A 16,938-nucleotide genomic window follows, 5' to 3' on the forward strand; every position below is an offset into this window, starting at 1 on the left:
TAATCTGACCCCGTCAGTAATGCACCAAGGAGGGGCGGAAGCAGTGGCGGACATCGAAGAGGCGCGCAGGGCGTTCGAGCGCTACGACCTGGACGGCGACGGCCTGATCACGGCGAGCGAGTACAAGAGCGTGATGGCTCAGCTGGGCGACTTCCATGTCACCGAGACGGTCGCCGAGGCAGTGATCAAGACGAAGGACGTCAATGGCGACGGTCAGCTGACCTTCGACGAATTCTGGGCCTCGCTCAACAAGGCCTGAACAGAACTGAGCAGGGCCTGAACGGAGCTGCTCAGGGCCTGAACGGAGCTGCTCAGGGCCTGAACAGGGCCTCGTCAGGCCTGTGCAAGGTCTGACGCACCGGAGCGGCTCCCCGGCCCGGCCGGGGACCGCCCGGATTTCATCCGTCCTGCGCCGCCAGAGCCTCGTCCAGCGTCGGCAGCGTACGGAACACGTCCAGCACGCCGCCCGCTCTGAAAACGCGCAGAGTCGCGGGCCGGGAGCAGACCACCCACAGCCGGCCGCCGAACTCCGTGGTGCGCCGGCGGGCCCGGCAGAGCAGCGCCAGCCCGGAGCAGTCGAAGAACTCGACATGCGTCAGGTCGACGATCACCTCGTGGGCACGCACCGCGGTGACCACATCGAGATAGGCGCCGATCAGCGTGACTGCGGCGATATCGATCTCGCCATGGAGCTCGACGACGGTACGTTCCTGGCGCCGGTACACCCGCCCGTACGGTCCCGGGAGCGGGACGAGTAACTCGTACGGCGTGGACGTCAGCCCCTCGGACATTACGGTGTCTCCTTGCTGCGTCGAGCCCGATCTGGTCACCGGGGGCTTAGGTGAACAGGCTGTGAGATTAATGCGGACATTGGGGCCTGCGGAGGAGAAGAAACGTTCGGAGCTCGGAAAACTCACACTTGCGGGTGAATCTGTGTGAACTGCCTTGACGTGCGGCGTTCTTGGTCCGTGGAGACGACCAAGAACTGATGAGGCTCAGCCCTCGACGGCCGGTTCGGCCCTCGGCGGCCCGCGGCTCAGCACTCGATGATGTTCACCGCGAGGCCGCCGCGCGCAGTCTCCTTGTACTTCACCGACATGTCCGCACCGGTTTCCTTCATGGTCTTGATGACCTTGTCGAGCGAGACCTTGTGGCTGCCGTCGCCGCGCATCGCCATCTTCGCCGCCGTCACGGCCTTGACCGCCGCCATGCCATTGCGCTCGATGCACGGGATCTGCACCAGGCCGCCGACAGGGTCGCAGGTCAGGCCGAGGTTGTGCTCCATACCGATCTCGGCGGCGTTCTCGACCTGCTCGGGGGTGCCGCCGAGCACCTCGGCCAGCGCGCCCGCGGCCATCGAGCAGGCGGAGCCGACCTCGCCCTGGCAGCCGACCTCGGCGCCGGAAATCGAGGCGTTCTCCTTGAAGAGCATGCCGATCGCGCCGGCGGCGAGCAGGAAGCGGACCACGCCGTCCTCGTCGGCGCCGGGCACGAAGTTCATGTAGTAGTGCAGCACGGCCGGGATGATGCCCGCGGCGCCGTTGGTGGGTGCGGTGACAACGCGGCCGCCCGCGGCGTTCTCCTCGTTCACCGCCATCGCGTACAGCGTGATCCACTCCATGGAGCGGGCCAGCGCATCGCCCTCGGCGCGGAGCTGGCGGGCGGAGTTGGCCGCGCGGCGGCGGACCTTGAGGCCGCCGGGCAGGATGCCCTCGCGAGACATACCCCGCGAGACGCAGGCCTGCATGACCCGCCAGATTTCCAGCAGACCCTCGCGGATCTCGTCCTCGGTGCGCCAGGCCTTCTCGTTCTCCAGCATCAGCGCGGAGATCGAAAGACCGGTCTCCTGGGCCAGCCGAAGCAGCTCGTCGCCGGTGCGGAACGGGTACTTCAGCACGGTGTCGTCGAGCTTGATCCGGTCCTCGCCGACGGCGTCCTCGTCGACCACGAAGCCGCCGCCCACCGAGTAGTACGTCTTCTCCAGGACGGGTGCGCCCTGGGCGTCGTACGCGAAGATCGTCATCCCGTTGGCGTGGTACGGCAGCGCCTTGCGGCGGTGCAGGATCAGATCCTTGTCGAAGTCGAAGTCGATCTCGTGCATACCGAGCAGATTGATCCGGCGGCCGGTGCGGATGCGCTCGACCTGGGCGTCCGCGGTCTCGACGTCGACGGTACGGGGAGAGTTGCCCTCAAGGCCGAGCAGGACGGCCTTCGGGGTGCCGTGGCCGTGGCCGGTCGCGCCCAGCGAACCGAAGAGCTCGGCGCGTACGGCGGCGGTGTGGGCCATCAGGCCCTCGTTCTTGAGTCGCCGCGCGAACAGGGCGGCCGCGCGCATCGGGCCGACCGTATGGGAGCTGGACGGGCCTATGCCGATCGAGAACAGGTCGAAGACCGAGATGGCCACGGAAGACTCCTAGAGGGGTTGGTAGACGCCGTTGTCTGCCGAGGTGGTGCAGAGGGCGGTGCGAGGGCGATACCAAGGCGGTACCTGGTGCGGGGCACCGCACGCACAGTCCAGTGTGCGCGGTGCCCCGTCGGTTCGAGCAAAAGCGTACGTAATTACTTCAGGCCAGGGTAAAGCGGGTGCTTCGCGGCCAGGGCCGAGACCCGGGCGCTCAGCGCCTCCGTGTCGTAGGACGGCTTCAGCGCCTCGGCGATGATGTCGGCGACCTCACGGAAGTCCTCGTCCTGGAAACCGCGGGTGGCCAGCGCCGGGGTGCCGATCCGCAGACCCGAGGTGACCATCGGCGGCCGCGGGTCGTTCGGGATCGCGTTGCGGTTGACCGTGATGCCCACCTCGTGGAGGCGGTCCTCGGCCTGCTGGCCGTCCAGCTCGGAGTTGCGCAGGTCGACCAGGACCAGGTGCACATCCGTACCGCCGGACAGGACGGAGACGCCGTGCTCGGTCACATCGGCCTGGACGAGACGCTCGGCGAGGATACGGGCGCCGTTCAGCGTGCGCTGCTGGCGCTCCTTGAACTCCTCGGTCGCCGCGACCTTGAAGGAGACCGCCTTCGCCGCGATGACGTGCTCCAGCGGACCGCCCTGCTGGCCGGGGAAGACCGCGGAGTTGATCTTCTTGGCGAGCTCCTGCGTCGACAGGATCACACCGCCGCGCGGACCGCCGAGGGTCTTGTGCGTGGTGGTGGTGACGACATGGGCGTGCGGCACCGGGTTCGGGTGCAGACCGGCGGCGACGAGGCCCGCGAAGTGGGCCATGTCGACCATGAGGTACGCGCCGACCTCGTCCGCGATCCGACGGAAGGCCGCGAAATCCAGCTGGCGCGGGTACGCGGACCAGCCGGCGATGATCAGCTTCGGACGGGACTCCTTGGCGAGGCGCTCGACCTCGGCCATGTCGACCTGGCCGGTCTCGTTGTCCACGTGGTACGCGACCACGTTGTACAGCTTGCCGGAGAAGTTGATCTTCATGCCGTGGGTGAGGTGCCCGCCGTGGGCGAGGTTCAGACCCATGATCGTGTCGCCCGGCTTCAGCAGCGCGAACATCGCGGCCGCGTTCGCCTGGGCGCCCGAGTGCGGCTGGACGTTGGCGTGCTCGGCGCCGAAGAGCGCCTTGATGCGGTCGATCGCGATCTGCTCGACGACATCGACGTGCTCGCAGCCGCCGTAGTAGCGGCGGCCCGGGTAGCCCTCGGCGTACTTGTTGGTGAGGACGGAGCCCTGCGCCTCCATGACCGCGACCGGAGCGAAGTTCTCCGAGGCGATCATCTCGAGGGTGGACTGCTGGCGGTGGAGCTCGGCGTCGACAGCGGCGGCGACGTCCGGGTCCAGCTCGTGGAGAGGGGCGTTGAGAAGCGACATCTCGATCCCTGTCGTGGTCGTGGTCAGTTGCCGGAGAACTCGGTGTACTCGTCGGCGGAGAGCAGGTCCTTCGGCTCCTCGCTGACGCGCACCTTGAAGAGCCAGCCGCCCTCGAAGGGGGCGGAGTTCACCAGCGACGGGTCATTGACGACGTCCTCGTTGGCCTCGGTGACCTCACCGCTGACCGGGGAGTACAGGTCGCTTACGGACTTGGTCGACTCCAGCTCACCGCAGGTCTCGCCCGCGGTCACCGTGTCACCGACCTCGGGGAGCTGGACGTACACCACATCGCCGAGCGCGTTCGCCGCGTGCTCCGTGATGCCGACCGTCGACACGCCGTCCTCGGCGGCCGACAGCCACTCGTGCTCCTTGCTGAAGCGCAGCTGCTGGGGGTTGCTCATGGCCTGAATTCTCCTGTACGCGGGGGAGTGCTGGTGAACGGAGTGAAGGTGCGGACGATCACTTCTGGCGCTTGTAGAACGGCAGCGCGACGACCTCGTACGGCTCGTGGGTGCCGCGGATGTCGACGCCGACGCCCTCGCGGCCCGGCGCGGCGTGCGCCGCGTCCACGTACGCGATGGCGATCGGCTTGCCCAGGGTCGGGGAGGGCGCACCGGAGGTGACCACGCCGATGACCTGGCCGCCTGCGACCACGGAGAAGCCGGCGCGCGGGACCCGGCGGCCCTCGGCGATCAGGCCGACGAGTTTGCGCGGCGGGTTGGCCTCGGCGCGCGCGGCGGCGGCCTCGAGTGCCTCGCGGCCGACGAAACGCCCGTCGTTCGTGGTCTTCTCGAACTTCACGACCCGGCCGAGGCCCGCGTCGAACGGGGTCAGCGCGGTGGTCAGCTCATGCCCGTACAGCGGCATGCCCGCCTCCAGGCGGAGCGTGTCGCGGCAGGACAGACCGGCCGGGACGAGACCGACGGGCGCGCCCGCCTCGGTCAGCGACTGCCAGAGCTTCTCGGCGTACTGCGGCTCGACGAAGAGCTCGAAGCCGTCCTCGCCGGTGTAGCCGGTACGGGCGATCAGCGCCGGGACGCCGGCGACCGTGCCGGGCAGGCCCGCGTAGTACTTCAGGCCGTCCAGGTCGGCGTCGGTCAGCGACTTGAGGATGCCGGGGGACTCCGGGCCCTGGACGGCGATGAGCGCGTACGCGTCGCGGTCGTCCCGCACCTCGGCGTCGTAGCCCTCGGCGCGGGCGGTCAGCGCGTCCAGCACCACCTGGGCGTTGCCCGCGTTGGCGACGACCATGTACTCCGTCTCGCCGAGGCGGTAGACGATCAGGTCGTCGAGGATCCCGCCGTCCTCCTGGCAGATCATGGTGTATCGGGCGCGGCCGACGGCCACTCCGCCGATGTTGCCGACCAGCGCGAAGTCGAGGAGATCGGCGGCGCGCGCTCCGGTGACGGTGATCTCGCCCATGTGCGAGAGGTCGAAGAGACCGGCCTTGGTGCGTACGGCGTTGTGCTCGTCGCGCTCACTGCCGTACCGCAGCGGCATGTCCCAGCCCGCGAAGTCGGTCATGGTCGCGCCCAGCGAGCGGTGCAGGGCGTCGAGGGCGGTCAGACGGGGGACGTTGCTCATAGATGTGGCTCCCAGGGCAGGCCGGCGAGGACAATCCTCCCCATCTGTCATCGGAACCTGAGAGGTTCGTCGCGACCACGCGTATTGATGGTCGTGACTTGCACCTTGGGTGGAGCCACTCGACAGCGGCTCGCTTTTCAGATCTGCCTCATCACACGCGGTACGGGGCCTGAGAGATTCAAGGGAGGGACTTGCTCCTTCGGCGCCCGGCGCACACAGTGGCCAGGACTCTCCCGCGTGGATTCAAGCGGCCGGTATGCAGTTGGCGCGCACATCATTGCACGCATCGCGGCAGAGTGGTGCGTACGGTCCGGAACGCGGCCGCGCCTGCCCGCAGTGGCCCGCAGCTGCAAATAGGTTGTGTCGCATTACCAACTCTTTACACTTCATGGGCAAGGGTGAGGGTGACCCGACATGGGGGGAGGGTGATGACGTTGCAGCGGCCCGGTGTCTTCGCGACGACCGCGGGGGTGCCCGCCCGGCCGGAGAGCTCCGCTCGGGAACGACTCGGGGCTCCCACAGCCGTACTGCGCGACCTGAGAGACCGCTCGGGGCGCAGTCCGCGCAGCCTGGTCTTCGACGCCGGTGATGTGGTGGTCGTCTCCGGCCTGCCCGGCAGCGGAAAGTCCACGTTGATCCGGCGCGCGGCGCGCAGTCGCGGCATCGACTCGCAGGACACCCGGGACCGGTGGGACGCCCGGATGCCGCGGCTGCTGCCGTACGCCGTGTACCGCCCGCTCGTGCGGATCGCCCACTACGCCGGGCTGCGGCGGGCGCTGCGCTCCGGCGAGAGTGTCGTCGTCCATGACTGCGGTACGCAGGCCTGGGTGCGGCGCTGGCTGGCCCGCGAGGCGCGCCGCCGCGGGAGCGGTCTCCATCTGGTCCTGCTCGACGTCACGCCCGAGGTCGCCAGACAGGGGCAGCGCGAGCGGGGCCGCGGTGTGTCCGGGTACGCCTTCGCCCGGCACCGGCGCGCGGTCGGGCATCTGATCGGCGACGCGGAGGCGGGCCGGCTGCCGGCGGGCTGCGCCTCGGCCGTGCTGCTGGACCGGGACGCGGCAGGGGTGCTGGGGCGGGTCGGCTTCGAGAAGCCATAGGGCGGCGCGCGCTGAAGTTCAGTCCCTCCGGCGATTGAGGAGCGGGGTCCGGGGCGGAGCCCCCGGTTCATGTCCGTCGGTCCGCGGCGTTAGGGTCGTGGCGCGCAGCCGTGGAAGCCCGGGGGAGAAGGACCGCACATGGAGACACCGGAGCAGGCCCATCCGTATCCAGCTTTCGGCTGGCCGGGTAACGAGCTGGAAGAGGTGCTCGCCGCCTCGCTCGGCAACCCCTCCGCCGGGGGCCGTCTCGTCGAGGTGCTCGGCCGCAGCCATATATGGGTGCCGCTGCCCAACGGCGGCGGAGCCGACAGCCCCGATCTCGATCTGCCCACGATGGAGATCGATGGCGCTCCCTATGTCCCGGTCTTCAGCTCCGAGCAGCAGTACCTGCAGTGCGTCGGCAGCCATATCTCCTTCACCGTCGCGCCCGCCCGGGAATTCGCCCGCGGGCTGCCTCCGCAGCTCGGTATCGCCGTGAACCCCGGTGGTGCGGTCGGCGCCCCGCTGCCACCGCCCGCGGTCGCCGAGCTGTGCCGGGTGGGACGTACACCGCTGGACGGACCCGCGAGCGGCGGCCGGGTGCGGCTCTTCGAGCCCGACTGGCAGGAGGAGCCGGTCGACTTCCTCGCCGCCGCGGCCGGGGAGTTCGAGGCCTCCGGTGTCGTCCTCACCGCCCGCCGTGCGCTCGCCTCCGTCGAGGGCGACCCGCCGACCCTCTTCATCGGTGTCCAGCTCTCCTCCTGGGAGGCCGCCGAGCGCAATGCCCCGATGGACGCGCTCGGCCGGGCACTCGGCCGGGTCCAGGTGGGCTGGCCGGTCAATCTCGTACTGCTGGATGTTGCCCAGGACCCTGTCGGCGCATGGATGCTGGAGCGGGTGCGGCCCTTCTACGAACGGCAGCACGTGTAGTCGTCAAGTCGGTGTCAGGACTGCCGATTAAGCTGGTTTGATGGCCTTACCGCAGCACTTGTGTGCCCGGGGCGGCTGTGCTGTTGCTGCATCGAAGAGGCATCGAAGAGGGGCGGAACCCAGGGTGAGTGCGTCAGGCACCGCGGCGGCCGGGCAGGTCGAGCACATGCTGCGCCAGGTGACTCCCGGACGCTACGACGCGTACGAGGCGCTGCTGCACGCCATCGCAGACCCGTCGAACGGCCAGATCTGGATGCTGCTCTGGCACGGCCAGGCCGGATCGCCCGATGCCCAGTACGGGAACATGGAGGTCGACGGCGTCGGCTACGCGCCGTGCGTCACCTCCGCCCAGGAGCTCTCCGTCTCCAGCTGGAACCGTGCCCACGAGGTGGTCAGCGGCCGTGACATCGCCCGCTCGCTGTACCCGGACCGCTGGGGCATCTGGCTCAACCCGCACGCGCCGGGCGGCGGCGTCGGCATCCCCTGGCTCGATCTCCGCCGGATCGCCACCGGCCTCGACCGGATGCCCGCAGGACCGCTGCGACTGTCCGAACCGGCCATCGAGCTCCCGCACTTCTACGGCCTGCTCGCTCAGAACGCCCACCGCACGTCCGCGATCCGCTCGCTGCGCCGCGCGTGGGTGCAGCCCGCGCTCGGCGCTCCGTATCTCGCCATCGGTCTCGATCTGTACGACACGAGCAGGCAGTCCGTGGACACGGTGCGCGCGATGATGCAGCAGTCGATCGCCGCGGTCCCGGACGGGCTGCCGGTCTCCACCGTCGCGATGTCCGACGAGTACGACCCGGTCACGATGTGGCTGCGGGCCAACGCCCGCCCGTTCTACGACCGCGATGCCCATGCCGGCGGCGCACCGGCCGGCGGGGGCTACGGCTATCCGCCGCCGGTCGGCCACTGAGCCGGCCACTGAGCCGGCCGCAACAGCACAACTGACGGCCTGACCTGTCTATTTCCATGCCCCACGCCGATGTTCGGGGTGGGATTGTGCGCTCTCGAGGCTTCGAATGCCTTGCAATCGAAGAGCGGCTAACGTCCGCATGGCGGTGTATCGGTCAACTTTCGCCCCATATGCGGTATTTGACGTTCCGCTCAGTCGGTGGCTCCGTCCGTATAACGGAAACCCCCTCGCCTCATCACGTTTGAGCAACCATTCCCCGAGGGGGCTGGCGGGTGATCGCAGCGGCGTTGAAGACTCCCCGCATCAAGGACCCTTCGGTCCTGTGTACGACCTGCTTCTTCAAGCATTCCTCGCAATACACACAACTGCACCACTGAGTGAACGAAGCCGCTACAGCGGCGGGCATGGGTCGGTCACCACCGGCCGAGAGGGGTCCCCACCACGATGACGGCACCACTGCACGACACGAGCGCGGCCGAAACCGCTGCCGTCGATGTCGCCGCCGATGTCCCGCAGAAGGCCATCGAGGGGCGGTCGCCCTGGAAGATCGCCTGGATCCGGTTGAAGCGTGACAAGGTCGCACTTGTCGGCGGTTTCGTGGTGCTCCTCCTGATCGTGGTCGCGATATTCGCTCCACTGATCGTGAGCCTGCTCGGCCACCCGCCGGAGGAACTCCACGAGGATGCGATCGACCCGCTGCTGGGCACCCCGATCGGTGACTGGGGCGGCATCAATTCCGACTTTCTTTTCGGAGTTGAGCCGGTCAACGGCAGGGACGTTTTCAGCCGAGTCGTCTACGGCGCGCGCATCTCGCTTCTCGTCGCCTTCCTCTCCGCCTTCGTCGCGGTCAGCCTGGGCACCGTCTTCGGTGTCATCGCCGGCTACTTCGGGGGCTGGATCGACGCGGCGATCAGCCGGGTGATGGACCTGCTGCTGGCCTTCCCGCAGCTGCTCTTCATCATCGCCCTGATCTCTGTCGTCCCGAACGAACTCTGGGGCTTCTCCGGTTCGGGTCTGCGGATCGCGGTCCTCGTCCTGGTGATCGGCTTCTTCGGCTGGCCGTACATCGGCCGGATCGTGCGCGGGCAGACGCTCTCGCTGCGTGAGCGGGAATACGTCGAAGCGGCTCGCAGCCTCGGTGCGGGACGTGCGTACATTCTCTTCCGGGAGCTGCTGCCCAACCTGGTGGCCCCGATCACCGTCTACACGACGCTGATGATCCCCACCAACGTCCTGACGGAAGCCGCACTGAGCTTCCTCGGCGTTGGCGTCAAGCCGCCCACCCCGTCGTGGGGCGAGATGCTCTCGACGGCCGTGCGCACCTACGAGGACGATCCGCTGTTCATGATCATCCCGGGCCTGGCGATCTTCGTCACCGTGTTGGCCTTCAATCTCTTCGGCGACGGCGTACGAGATGCGCTGGACCCGAAGGGTTCCCGCTGACCCCCACACGTCCCTGCGGACACACCGCCCCTGCCGAAGCCGTCAGGAGCAATAGCCCAGAACCACGACCCTCGAGGGCCGTGACTACTACGGAGGTTGCGAGCATCGTGACAACCAATCGCACGTCGAACCGCAGGCTTGCCGCAGGCACGGCTGTCGTGCTCGCGGCCCTGCTGACCACCACGGCCTGTGGCGGCAAGGACGACAAGAAGGACGGCGCCGGTGCGCCCGGCTTCAACGCCGGCATCGGCAAGGTCGCCAACGCGTCCGACACCAAGGGCGGCACGCTGAAATACGTCGGCACGCAGGACGCCGACTCGTGGGACCCGCAGCGCGGTTACTACGGCTTCATGTGGGACTTCGCCCGCTACTACACCCGTCAGCTCGTCAGCTTCAAGGCGGCGCCGGGCCAGGCCAGCACCGAGCTCGTCCCGGACCTCGCGACCGCGAAGGCCGAGATCTCGGACGGCGGCAAGACCTACAAGTACACCCTGAAGGATGGCGTGACCTGGGAGGACGGCACGCCCATCACTTCGCAGGACATCAAGTACGGCATCGAGCGCACCTGGGCCCAGGACGTCATCTCCGGCGGCCCGGTCTACCTGATGCAGGTGCTCGACCCGAAGACCGAGTACAAGGGTCCGTACAAGGACAAGGCCGCGGACAAGCTCGGCCTGAAGGCGATCGAGACGCCGGACGCGAAGACCATCGTCTTCAAGCTGCCGAAGCCGAACGGTGACTTCGAGCAGATGCTCGCCATGCCGGCCGCCTCTCCGGTGAAGAAGGAGAAGGACACCGCCTCCAAGTACGGCCTGAAGCCCTTCTCCAGCGGCCCGTACAAGATCGACTCGTACGCGCCGAACAAGTCGATGTCGCTGTCCCGCAACACCAACTGGAAGCCCGCCTCGGACACCATCCGCAAGGCGCTTCCGGACAAGGTCACGGTCACCTTCATGACCAACGCGGACGACATGGACAAGCGCCTGCTCAAGGGTGACTTCGACATCGACATCAACGCGACCGGCATCGGCCAGGCGGCCCGCACCACGGCTCTGCGCAAGCACAAGGACAACCTCGACAACGGCCAGACCGGCTTCATCCGCTACGCGGTCTTCCCGCAGACGGTCAAGCCGTTCGACAACGTCGAGTGCCGCAAGGCAGTCATCTACGCCGCCGACAAGAAGTCGCTGCAGACCGCCCGTGGCGGCCCGCAGGCCGGTGGCGACGTCGCTCCGAACATGCTCCCCGCGGGCATCAAGGGTTCGGACCCCACGTACGACCCGTACGAGGTCCTCAAGAACGACAGCAAGCCGAACGTCGCGAAGGCCAAGGCGGCGCTGAAGGCCTGTGGCCAGCCGAACGGCTTCAAGACCACCATCGCGGTGCGTAACAACAAGCCGGTCGAGGTCGCCACGGCCGTCTCGCTGCAGAACGCGCTGAAGCAGGTCGGCATCGACGCCCAGGTCGACCAGTTCGACGGTGCCCAGACGTCCGGCATCATCGGTTCGCCGAAGGTCGTGAAGGACAAGGGCTACGGCATCATCATCATGGGCTGGGGCGCGGACTTCCCGACCGGCCAGGGCTTCTCGCAGCCGCTGGTCGACGGCCGGTTCATCCTGCAGAGCGGTAACAACAACTTCTCCGAGCTGAACGACCCCGCGGTCAACAAGCTCTTCGACCAGGCCATCGCCGAGACCGACCCGGCCAAGGCCGGCGAGATCTACAAGCAGATGAACCAGAAGGTCTCCGAGGCCGCTGTCTACCTGCCCTTCGTCTACGACAAGACGATCACCTGGCGCAGCAGCCGTCTGACCAACGCCTACACGGCCGACGCCTACAACGGCCGCTACGACTACGCCTCGCTCGGCGTCGTCAAGTAAATCCCAGTCAGTTCACGTTCCAGTGCCACACCCGCTAGGCACGAAGGGCAGGTGATGGCCGCGAGCGGTGGCCCGGAGCCCTCTCCACAAGAGAGGGCTCCCGGGCCACCGTCGGGCCGAGCGCAGTGCTTGCATATCTCATCAGGCGATTCTTCGCCGTCATCGTCATGCTGATGGTCATCACGCTGGTGACCTTCGGAATCTTCTTCCTCTTCCCCAAGATGATCGGGACGGACCCGGCGCTGTACTTCGTCGGCAAACAGTCCGACCCCGCCTCCATCGAGGGCATCCGGCAGAAGATGGGCCTGGACGACCCGATCCTGGTCCAGTTCGGCAAGTTCGTGGTCGGACTGGTGGCGGGTCGTACGTACGCCAACGGCTCCGACGTGACGCAGTGCGCCGCGCCCTGCTTCGGGTACTCGTTCAAGACCGAGCAGGAGGTCTGGCCGCTGTTGCTCGAGTGGCTGCCGGTCACCCTCTCGCTCGCCGCGGGCGCTGTCGTGCTCTGGGTGATCGGTGGTGTCTCCACCGGCATCATCTCCGCCCTCAAGCGCGGTACGCCCCTGGACCGTTCGGCGATGGGCATCGCCCTCGGCGGTGTCTCGCTGCCCATCTACTTCACCGGCATGCTGTCCCTGGCGCTCTTCTCCGACCAGCTGGGGTGGTTCGACCGGCCGGACGCGGCGTTCAGCGAGGATCCGGCGGCCTGGTTGAACGGCATGGTTCTGCCGTGGGTCACCCTGGCCTTCCTGTACGCCGCGATGTACGCCCGGCTCACCCGCGCCACGATGCTGGAGGTCCTCAATGAGGACTACATCCGAACCGCCAGAGCCAAGGGCCTCACGGAACCCGTGGTCATCGGCAAGCACGCAATGCGCTCGACCATGACCCCGATCCTGACCGTCCTCGGCCTGGACCTCGGAGCCCTGGTGGGCGGCGCGGTCCTGACCGAGAGCACCTTCTCCCTGCACGGCCTCGGCTACAACGCGGTGAAGGCAATCAGCGACCACGATCTGCCCGTGATCCTCGGAGTCACGCTCATCGCGGCCTTCTTCGTCGTCCTCGCCAACCTCGTCGTGGACCTCATGTACGCAGTGATCGACCCCCGAGTGAGGCTCTCATGACCACGGTGCCAGTCCCGGGGGAGACCCCCGGATCCCTGACGAAGACCGGCGCCGTCGGCGAGCCTGTCTCCGCGGTCTCGGCCCCCTCCACCGCCTTCCTCGAAGTACGCGACCTCCAGGTGCACTTCCCGACCGACGACGGTCTCGTGAAGTCGGTCGACGGACTCTCCTTCACGCTGGAGAAGGGCAAGACCCTCGGCATCGTGGGCGAGTCGGGCTCCGGCAAGTCGGTGACCTCGCTCGGCATCATGGGCCTGCACCGCGTCGGCCAGTACGGCCGGCAGAAGGCGCACCTGTCCGGTGAGATCTGGCTGAACGGCAAGGAGTTGCTGACCGCCGACCCGGACGAGGTACGCCGGCTGCGCGGTCGCGACATGGCGATGATCTTCCAGGATCCGCTGTCCGCGATGCACCCGTACTACACCATCGGCAAGCAGATCAGCGAGGCGTACCAGGTCCACAACAAGGTGGACAAGAAGACCGCCCGCAAGCGGGCCGTCGAACTGCTGGACCGGGTGGGCATCCCGGAGCCCCACAAGCGGGTGGACAGCTACCCGCACGAGTTCTCCGGCGGTATGCGCCAGCGCGCGATGATCGCGATGGCGCTGGTCAACAACCCCGAGCTGCTCATCGCGGACGAGCCGACCACCGCGCTGGACGTCACCGTCCAGGCGCAGATCCTCGACCTGATCCGGGATCTGCAGAAGGAGTTCGGCTCCGCGGTCATCATCATCACCCACGACCTGGGCGTCGTCGCCGAGCTGGCCGACGACATCCTGGTGATGTACGGCGGCCGCTGCATCGAGCGAGGTCCGGCCGAGAAGGTCTTCTACGAGCCGCAGCACCCCTACACCTGGGGCCTGCTGGGCTCGATGCCGCGCATCGACCGTGACCAGACCGAGCGCCTCATCCCGGTCAAGGGCTCCCCGCCCAGCCTGATCAACATCCCCAGTGGCTGTGCCTTCCACCCGCGTTGCCCGTACGCCGATGTGCCCAAGGGCGGGATCACCCGCACCGAGCGGCCCGAGCTGCGGGAGGTCGGCAGCCGGCACCACTCGGCCTGCCACATGTCGCAGGAGGACCGCACGCGGATCTGGACCGAAGAGATTGCGCCGAAGCTGTGAGTACTGCATCTTCCTCGGGGACAACCCCCGGACCCCCGGCCGGAAAAGATCGTAAGGATTCCGAGATGGCGATCCCGGAGCAGGCCACCTCCTCGCCCGAGCCACTGCTCAAGGTCACCGGACTGGTCAAGCACTTCCCGATCACGAAGGGGCTGCTGCGCCGGCAGGCCGGTGCCGTCCAGGCAGTCGACGGCATCAGCTTCGACGTACTTCCCGGCGAGACGCTCGGCGTCGTGGGTGAGTCCGGCTGCGGCAAGTCGACGATGGGCCGGCTCATCACCCGGCTGCTCGAACCGACCGGCGGCAAGATCGAGTTCGAGGGCAAGGACATCACGCACCTCAGTGTTTCGGGCATGCGCCCGATGCGCCGGGACGTCCAGATGATCTTCCAGGACCCCTACGGCTCGCTCAACCCGCGCCACACGGTCGGTTCGATCGTCAGCGCGCCGTTCAAGCTGCAGGGCGTCACACCCGAGGGCGGGGTCAAGAAGGAGGTCCAGCGGCTGCTGGGCCTGGTCGGTCTCAACCCCGAGCACTACAACCGCTACCCGCACGAGTTCTCCGGCGGCCAGCGCCAGCGCATCGGTATCGCGCGGGCCCTCGCCCTGAAGCCCAAGCTGGTCGTGGCGGACGAGCCGGTCTCGGCGCTGGACGTGTCGATCCAGGCGCAGGTGGTGAACCTGCTGGACGACCTCCAGGACGAGCTGGGCCTCACGTATGTGATCATCGCGCATGACCTGTCGGTCATCCGCCATGTCTCGGACCGCATCGCGGTGATGTACCTGGGCAAGATCGTCGAGCTGACGGACCGCAAGTCGCTGTACGAGGCGCCGATGCACCCGTACACGAAGGCCCTGCTCTCCGCGGTGCCGGTGCCGGACCCGAAGCGGCGCGGCGCCAAGAGCGACCGCATCCTGCTCAAGGGCGACGTCCCGTCACCAATCTCCCCGCCGACCGGCTGCCGGTTCCACACCCGGTGCTGGAAGGCGACGGATATCTGCAAGACGCAGGAACCGCCGCTGCTGGCACTGAAGACGGGCCACCAGGTGGCCTGCCACCACCCGGAGAACGCACCGGACCTGGCCCCGGGCGACAAGGCCCTGGAGTCGGCGCGCGAGGCGATCGAGATCGTCGACGTGTCGAAGAAGCCGGAGTCGGCGGAGCCCGCGGAGGCCGCTGCGGCTGCGGCGATCACGGTCGCGAAGACCGGCGACAAGGCTGTGGACGAGACCTCTGCCGCTCCCGGCTCGGACGAGGCCGTTGCGTCGGAGGGCGAGTCCGCGGACGCGGCCGCCGAGGAGACCTCCACAGAGGGCCCGGCCGAGGCTGAGGAGACTGCCAAGGAGTAGGACCGGCACAATTGCCGGGTGCTCCATGAACTGTTCACGCCCTCCGTCCAGCATGCGCTCGACCTCGTCGGGATCTTCGTCTTCGCGATCTCCGGCGCACTGCTCGCCGTACGCAAGAACTTCGACGTCTTCGGCATCGCGGTGCTCGCAGAGGTAACCGCGCTGGGCGGAGGGCTGTTGCGTGACCTGATCATCGGGGCCGTCCCGCCCGCGGCCTTCAGTGATCTCGGGTACTTCCTCACGCCGCTCGTGGCGACCGCCCTGGTCTTCTTTCTGCATCCGCACGTCGAGCGCATCCAGGTCGGGGTCAATGTCTTCGACGCCGCGGGCCTCGGGCTGTTCTGCGTCACCGGCACCACCAAGGCGTACGAGTACGGGCTCGGCCTCACCGCCTCCGCGGCGCTCGGACTTGCCACCGCCGTCGGTGGCGGTGTGCTGCGTGACGTACTCGCCAACGAGGTGCCGTCGCTGCTGCGCTGGGACCGCGATCTGTATGCCGTCCCCGCCATCGTCGGCGCGACCATGGTGGTGGTCTCCATCCAGTTCGACGTACTGAACGCGGCCACCAGCGGACTCGCGGTGGTGACCGCGTTCGTACTGCGGCTGCTCGCGATGCGTTTCCACTGGCGGGCGCCGCGCGCATGGAACCGGCGCTCGGAAGCTGCCGAAGAGAGCTAGCCGAGGGGAGCCGGCCGAGAAGAGCCGGCAGAGCCGGCCGAAGAGAGCCGGCAGAGCTGGACCGCCTCCGGAGCGCCGCGTTCCGCCGACGCGGACGGCGCCCGGTGCCGGGGCAGAGCAAAAAGCTACCGCTCAGTAATTTTCTGTTGTACGGTGCCGCCATGGCACAGGCAGTACAGGCAACCATCGGGGACAGCGAGTTCGACCGCGACACCGCTGTCACCCTGCGCGCACCGGGCGTCTACGACGCGGAGCTCTCGGCGGGCTGGACGATCATCCGCGCCGTCAACGGCGGCTACCTGCTGGCCCTGCTCGGCCGTGCGCTCGGTGACGCCCTGGCGCACCCCGACCCGTTCACGGTCTCGGCGCACTACCTCACGGCGTCGCGCCCGGGCCCCGCGGTGATCCGCACCGAGGTCGTACGCAGCGGCCGCACCCTCTCCACCGGGCAGGCCTCGCTGTTCCAGTACGCGGAGGACGGCACGGAGGTCGAGCGCATCCGTGTCCTCGCCTCGTACGGAGACCTGGACGCGCTGCCCGACGACGTACGCACGTCGGCGAAGCCGCCCGTCATGCCGGCATTCCAGGACTGCCTCGGCCCGTCCGACGGCCCCGCGCCGAAGATCCCCGGCAGCTCGGCGATCACGGAACGCCTGAACATCAAGCTCGACCCGGCGACCCTCGGCTGGGCCGTCGGTGCCCCCTCCGGCAAGGGTGAGATGCGCGGCTGGTTCGGCCTCGCCGACGGCCGTGACGCGGACCCGTTCTCGTTGCTGCTCACTGTCGACGCGCTGCCGCCGACCTCGTTCGAGCTGGGCCTGCCGGGCTGGACGCCGACGGTCGAACTCACCACGCACATCCGCTGCCGCCCGGCACCCGGGCCGCTCCGGGTCTCCATCACGACCCGCAACCTGGCCGGCGGATTCCTGGAGGAGGACGCGGAGGTCTGGGACAGTGCGGACCGTCTGGTGGCTCAGTCGCGCCAGCTGGCGAAGGCGCCGCGCGGCTGAGT

16 protein-coding genes and 1 riboswitch are annotated in these 16,938 nt (G+C 68.2%); of the genes, 11 read left to right on the forward strand and 5 right to left on the reverse strand.

The features are described 5' to 3' along the window. Positions 1–43 precede the first annotated feature (43 nt). Positions 44–259 (forward strand): EF-hand domain-containing protein, encoded by a 216-nt coding sequence (locus AB0D12_RS12555; RefSeq protein ID WP_362680310.1) that lies wholly within the window; start codon positions 44–46, stop codon positions 257–259. Positions 260–398: 139 nt separating this feature from the next. Here AB0D12_RS12555 and AB0D12_RS12560 read toward each other — a convergent pair whose 3' ends face one another. The 5 genes from AB0D12_RS12560 to gcvT form a co-directional block, all read right to left on the reverse strand. Beyond that, positions 399–791, reverse strand: coding sequence for an STAS domain-containing protein (locus tag AB0D12_RS12560; RefSeq protein WP_362680313.1), 393 nt, complete (start codon positions 789–791; stop codon positions 399–401). A 245-nt stretch (positions 792–1,036) separates the two neighbouring features. Further along, a complete protein-coding gene (locus tag AB0D12_RS12565; protein WP_362680316.1) occupies positions 1,037–2,404 on the reverse strand; it encodes an L-serine ammonia-lyase in 1,368 nt (455 codons plus the stop codon). Positions 2,405–2,559: 155 nt separating this feature from the next. Then, a complete protein-coding gene (gene glyA / locus AB0D12_RS12570) occupies positions 2,560–3,822 on the reverse strand; it encodes a serine hydroxymethyltransferase (RefSeq protein WP_362680318.1) in 1,263 nt (420 codons plus the stop codon). Between the two features lie 23 nt (positions 3,823–3,845). Continuing rightward, positions 3,846–4,223, reverse strand: a complete 378-nt coding sequence (gcvH, locus tag AB0D12_RS12575) for a glycine cleavage system protein GcvH (protein WP_326652738.1) — start codon at positions 4,221–4,223, stop codon at positions 3,846–3,848. A 58-nt stretch (positions 4,224–4,281) separates the two neighbouring features. Further along, on the reverse strand, positions 4,282–5,406 hold the full coding sequence (gcvT, locus tag AB0D12_RS12580; protein ID WP_362680321.1) for a glycine cleavage system aminomethyltransferase GcvT: 1,125 nt from the start codon (positions 5,404–5,406) through the stop codon (positions 4,282–4,284). Positions 5,407–5,554: 148 nt separating this feature from the next. Then, a riboswitch (glycine riboswitch) is annotated at positions 5,555–5,652 on the reverse strand. A 182-nt stretch (positions 5,653–5,834) separates the two neighbouring features. Here gcvT and AB0D12_RS12585 point away from each other — a divergent pair. The 10 genes from AB0D12_RS12585 (at position 5,835) to AB0D12_RS12630 (ending at position 16,936) form a co-directional block, all read left to right on the forward strand. Next, positions 5,835–6,503 carry an AAA family ATPase gene (locus AB0D12_RS12585; RefSeq protein WP_362680324.1) on the forward strand — a complete coding sequence of 223 codons (669 nt, stop codon included), beginning with the start codon at positions 5,835–5,837 and terminating at the stop codon, positions 6,501–6,503. 138 nt (positions 6,504–6,641) lie between these two features. Continuing rightward, entirely contained in the window at positions 6,642–7,412 is a 771-nt protein-coding gene (locus AB0D12_RS12590) for an enhanced serine sensitivity protein SseB (RefSeq protein ID WP_362680327.1), read from the forward strand. A gap of 124 nt (positions 7,413–7,536) precedes the next feature. Then, a complete protein-coding gene (locus AB0D12_RS12595; RefSeq protein WP_362680330.1) occupies positions 7,537–8,328 on the forward strand; it encodes an enhanced serine sensitivity protein SseB C-terminal domain-containing protein in 792 nt (263 codons plus the stop codon). 444 nt (positions 8,329–8,772) lie between these two features. Beyond that, a complete protein-coding gene (locus AB0D12_RS12600) occupies positions 8,773–9,771 on the forward strand; it encodes an ABC transporter permease (protein ID WP_362680333.1) in 999 nt (332 codons plus the stop codon). A 107-nt stretch (positions 9,772–9,878) separates the two neighbouring features. After that, complete coding sequence (locus AB0D12_RS12605; RefSeq protein WP_362680337.1) at positions 9,879–11,651, forward strand: ABC transporter substrate-binding protein; 1,773 nt, start codon at positions 9,879–9,881, stop codon at positions 11,649–11,651. Positions 11,652–11,776: 125 nt separating this feature from the next. Continuing rightward, positions 11,777–12,775 (forward strand): ABC transporter permease, encoded by a 999-nt coding sequence (locus AB0D12_RS12610; RefSeq protein ID WP_362680340.1) that lies wholly within the window; start codon positions 11,777–11,779, stop codon positions 12,773–12,775. Continuing rightward, positions 12,772–13,899, forward strand: a complete 1,128-nt coding sequence (locus AB0D12_RS12615) for an ABC transporter ATP-binding protein (RefSeq protein WP_362680343.1) — start codon at positions 12,772–12,774, stop codon at positions 13,897–13,899. The genes AB0D12_RS12610 and AB0D12_RS12615 overlap by 4 nt, the downstream gene beginning before the upstream one ends. 65 nt (positions 13,900–13,964) lie before the next feature. Continuing rightward, positions 13,965–15,248, forward strand: coding sequence for a dipeptide ABC transporter ATP-binding protein (locus AB0D12_RS12620; protein ID WP_362680346.1), 1,284 nt, complete (start codon positions 13,965–13,967; stop codon positions 15,246–15,248). Between the two features lie 18 nt (positions 15,249–15,266). Continuing rightward, entirely contained in the window at positions 15,267–15,926 is a 660-nt protein-coding gene (locus AB0D12_RS12625; protein ID WP_362680349.1) for a trimeric intracellular cation channel family protein, read from the forward strand. Between the two features lie 161 nt (positions 15,927–16,087). Next, positions 16,088–16,936, forward strand: a complete 849-nt coding sequence (locus tag AB0D12_RS12630; RefSeq protein WP_362680351.1) for a thioesterase family protein — start codon at positions 16,088–16,090, stop codon at positions 16,934–16,936. Positions 16,937–16,938 lie beyond the last annotated feature (2 nt).

It is taken from the genome of Streptomyces sp. NPDC048479 (genome assembly GCF_040651435.1).
GTDB lineage: Bacteria > Actinomycetota > Actinomycetes > Streptomycetales > Streptomycetaceae > Streptomyces.

Bases quoted from the DNA above. Each gene is read 5' to 3' on its own strand.
- AB0D12_RS12560 (WP_362680313.1), bottom strand. From the start codon at position 791: ATGTCCGAGGGGCTGACGTCCACGCCGTACGAGTTACTCGTCCCGCTC.
- glyA (WP_362680318.1), bottom strand. From the start codon at position 3,822: ATGTCGCTTCTCAACGCCCCTCTCCACGAGCTGGACCCGGACGTCGCC.
- gcvH (WP_326652738.1), bottom strand. From the start codon at position 4,223: ATGAGCAACCCCCAGCAGCTGCGCTTCAGCAAGGAGCACGAGTGGCTG.
- gcvT (WP_362680321.1), bottom strand. From the start codon at position 5,406: ATGAGCAACGTCCCCCGTCTGACCGCCCTCGACGCCCTGCACCGCTCG.
- AB0D12_RS12585 (WP_362680324.1), top strand. From the start codon at position 5,835: ATGACGTTGCAGCGGCCCGGTGTCTTCGCGACGACCGCGGGGGTGCCC.
- AB0D12_RS12590 (WP_362680327.1), top strand. From the start codon at position 6,642: ATGGAGACACCGGAGCAGGCCCATCCGTATCCAGCTTTCGGCTGGCCG.
- AB0D12_RS12600 (WP_362680333.1), top strand. From the start codon at position 8,773: ATGACGGCACCACTGCACGACACGAGCGCGGCCGAAACCGCTGCCGTC.
- AB0D12_RS12615 (WP_362680343.1), top strand. From the start codon at position 12,772: ATGACCACGGTGCCAGTCCCGGGGGAGACCCCCGGATCCCTGACGAAG.
- AB0D12_RS12620 (WP_362680346.1), top strand. From the start codon at position 13,965: ATGGCGATCCCGGAGCAGGCCACCTCCTCGCCCGAGCCACTGCTCAAG.
- AB0D12_RS12630 (WP_362680351.1), top strand. From the start codon at position 16,088: ATGGCACAGGCAGTACAGGCAACCATCGGGGACAGCGAGTTCGACCGC.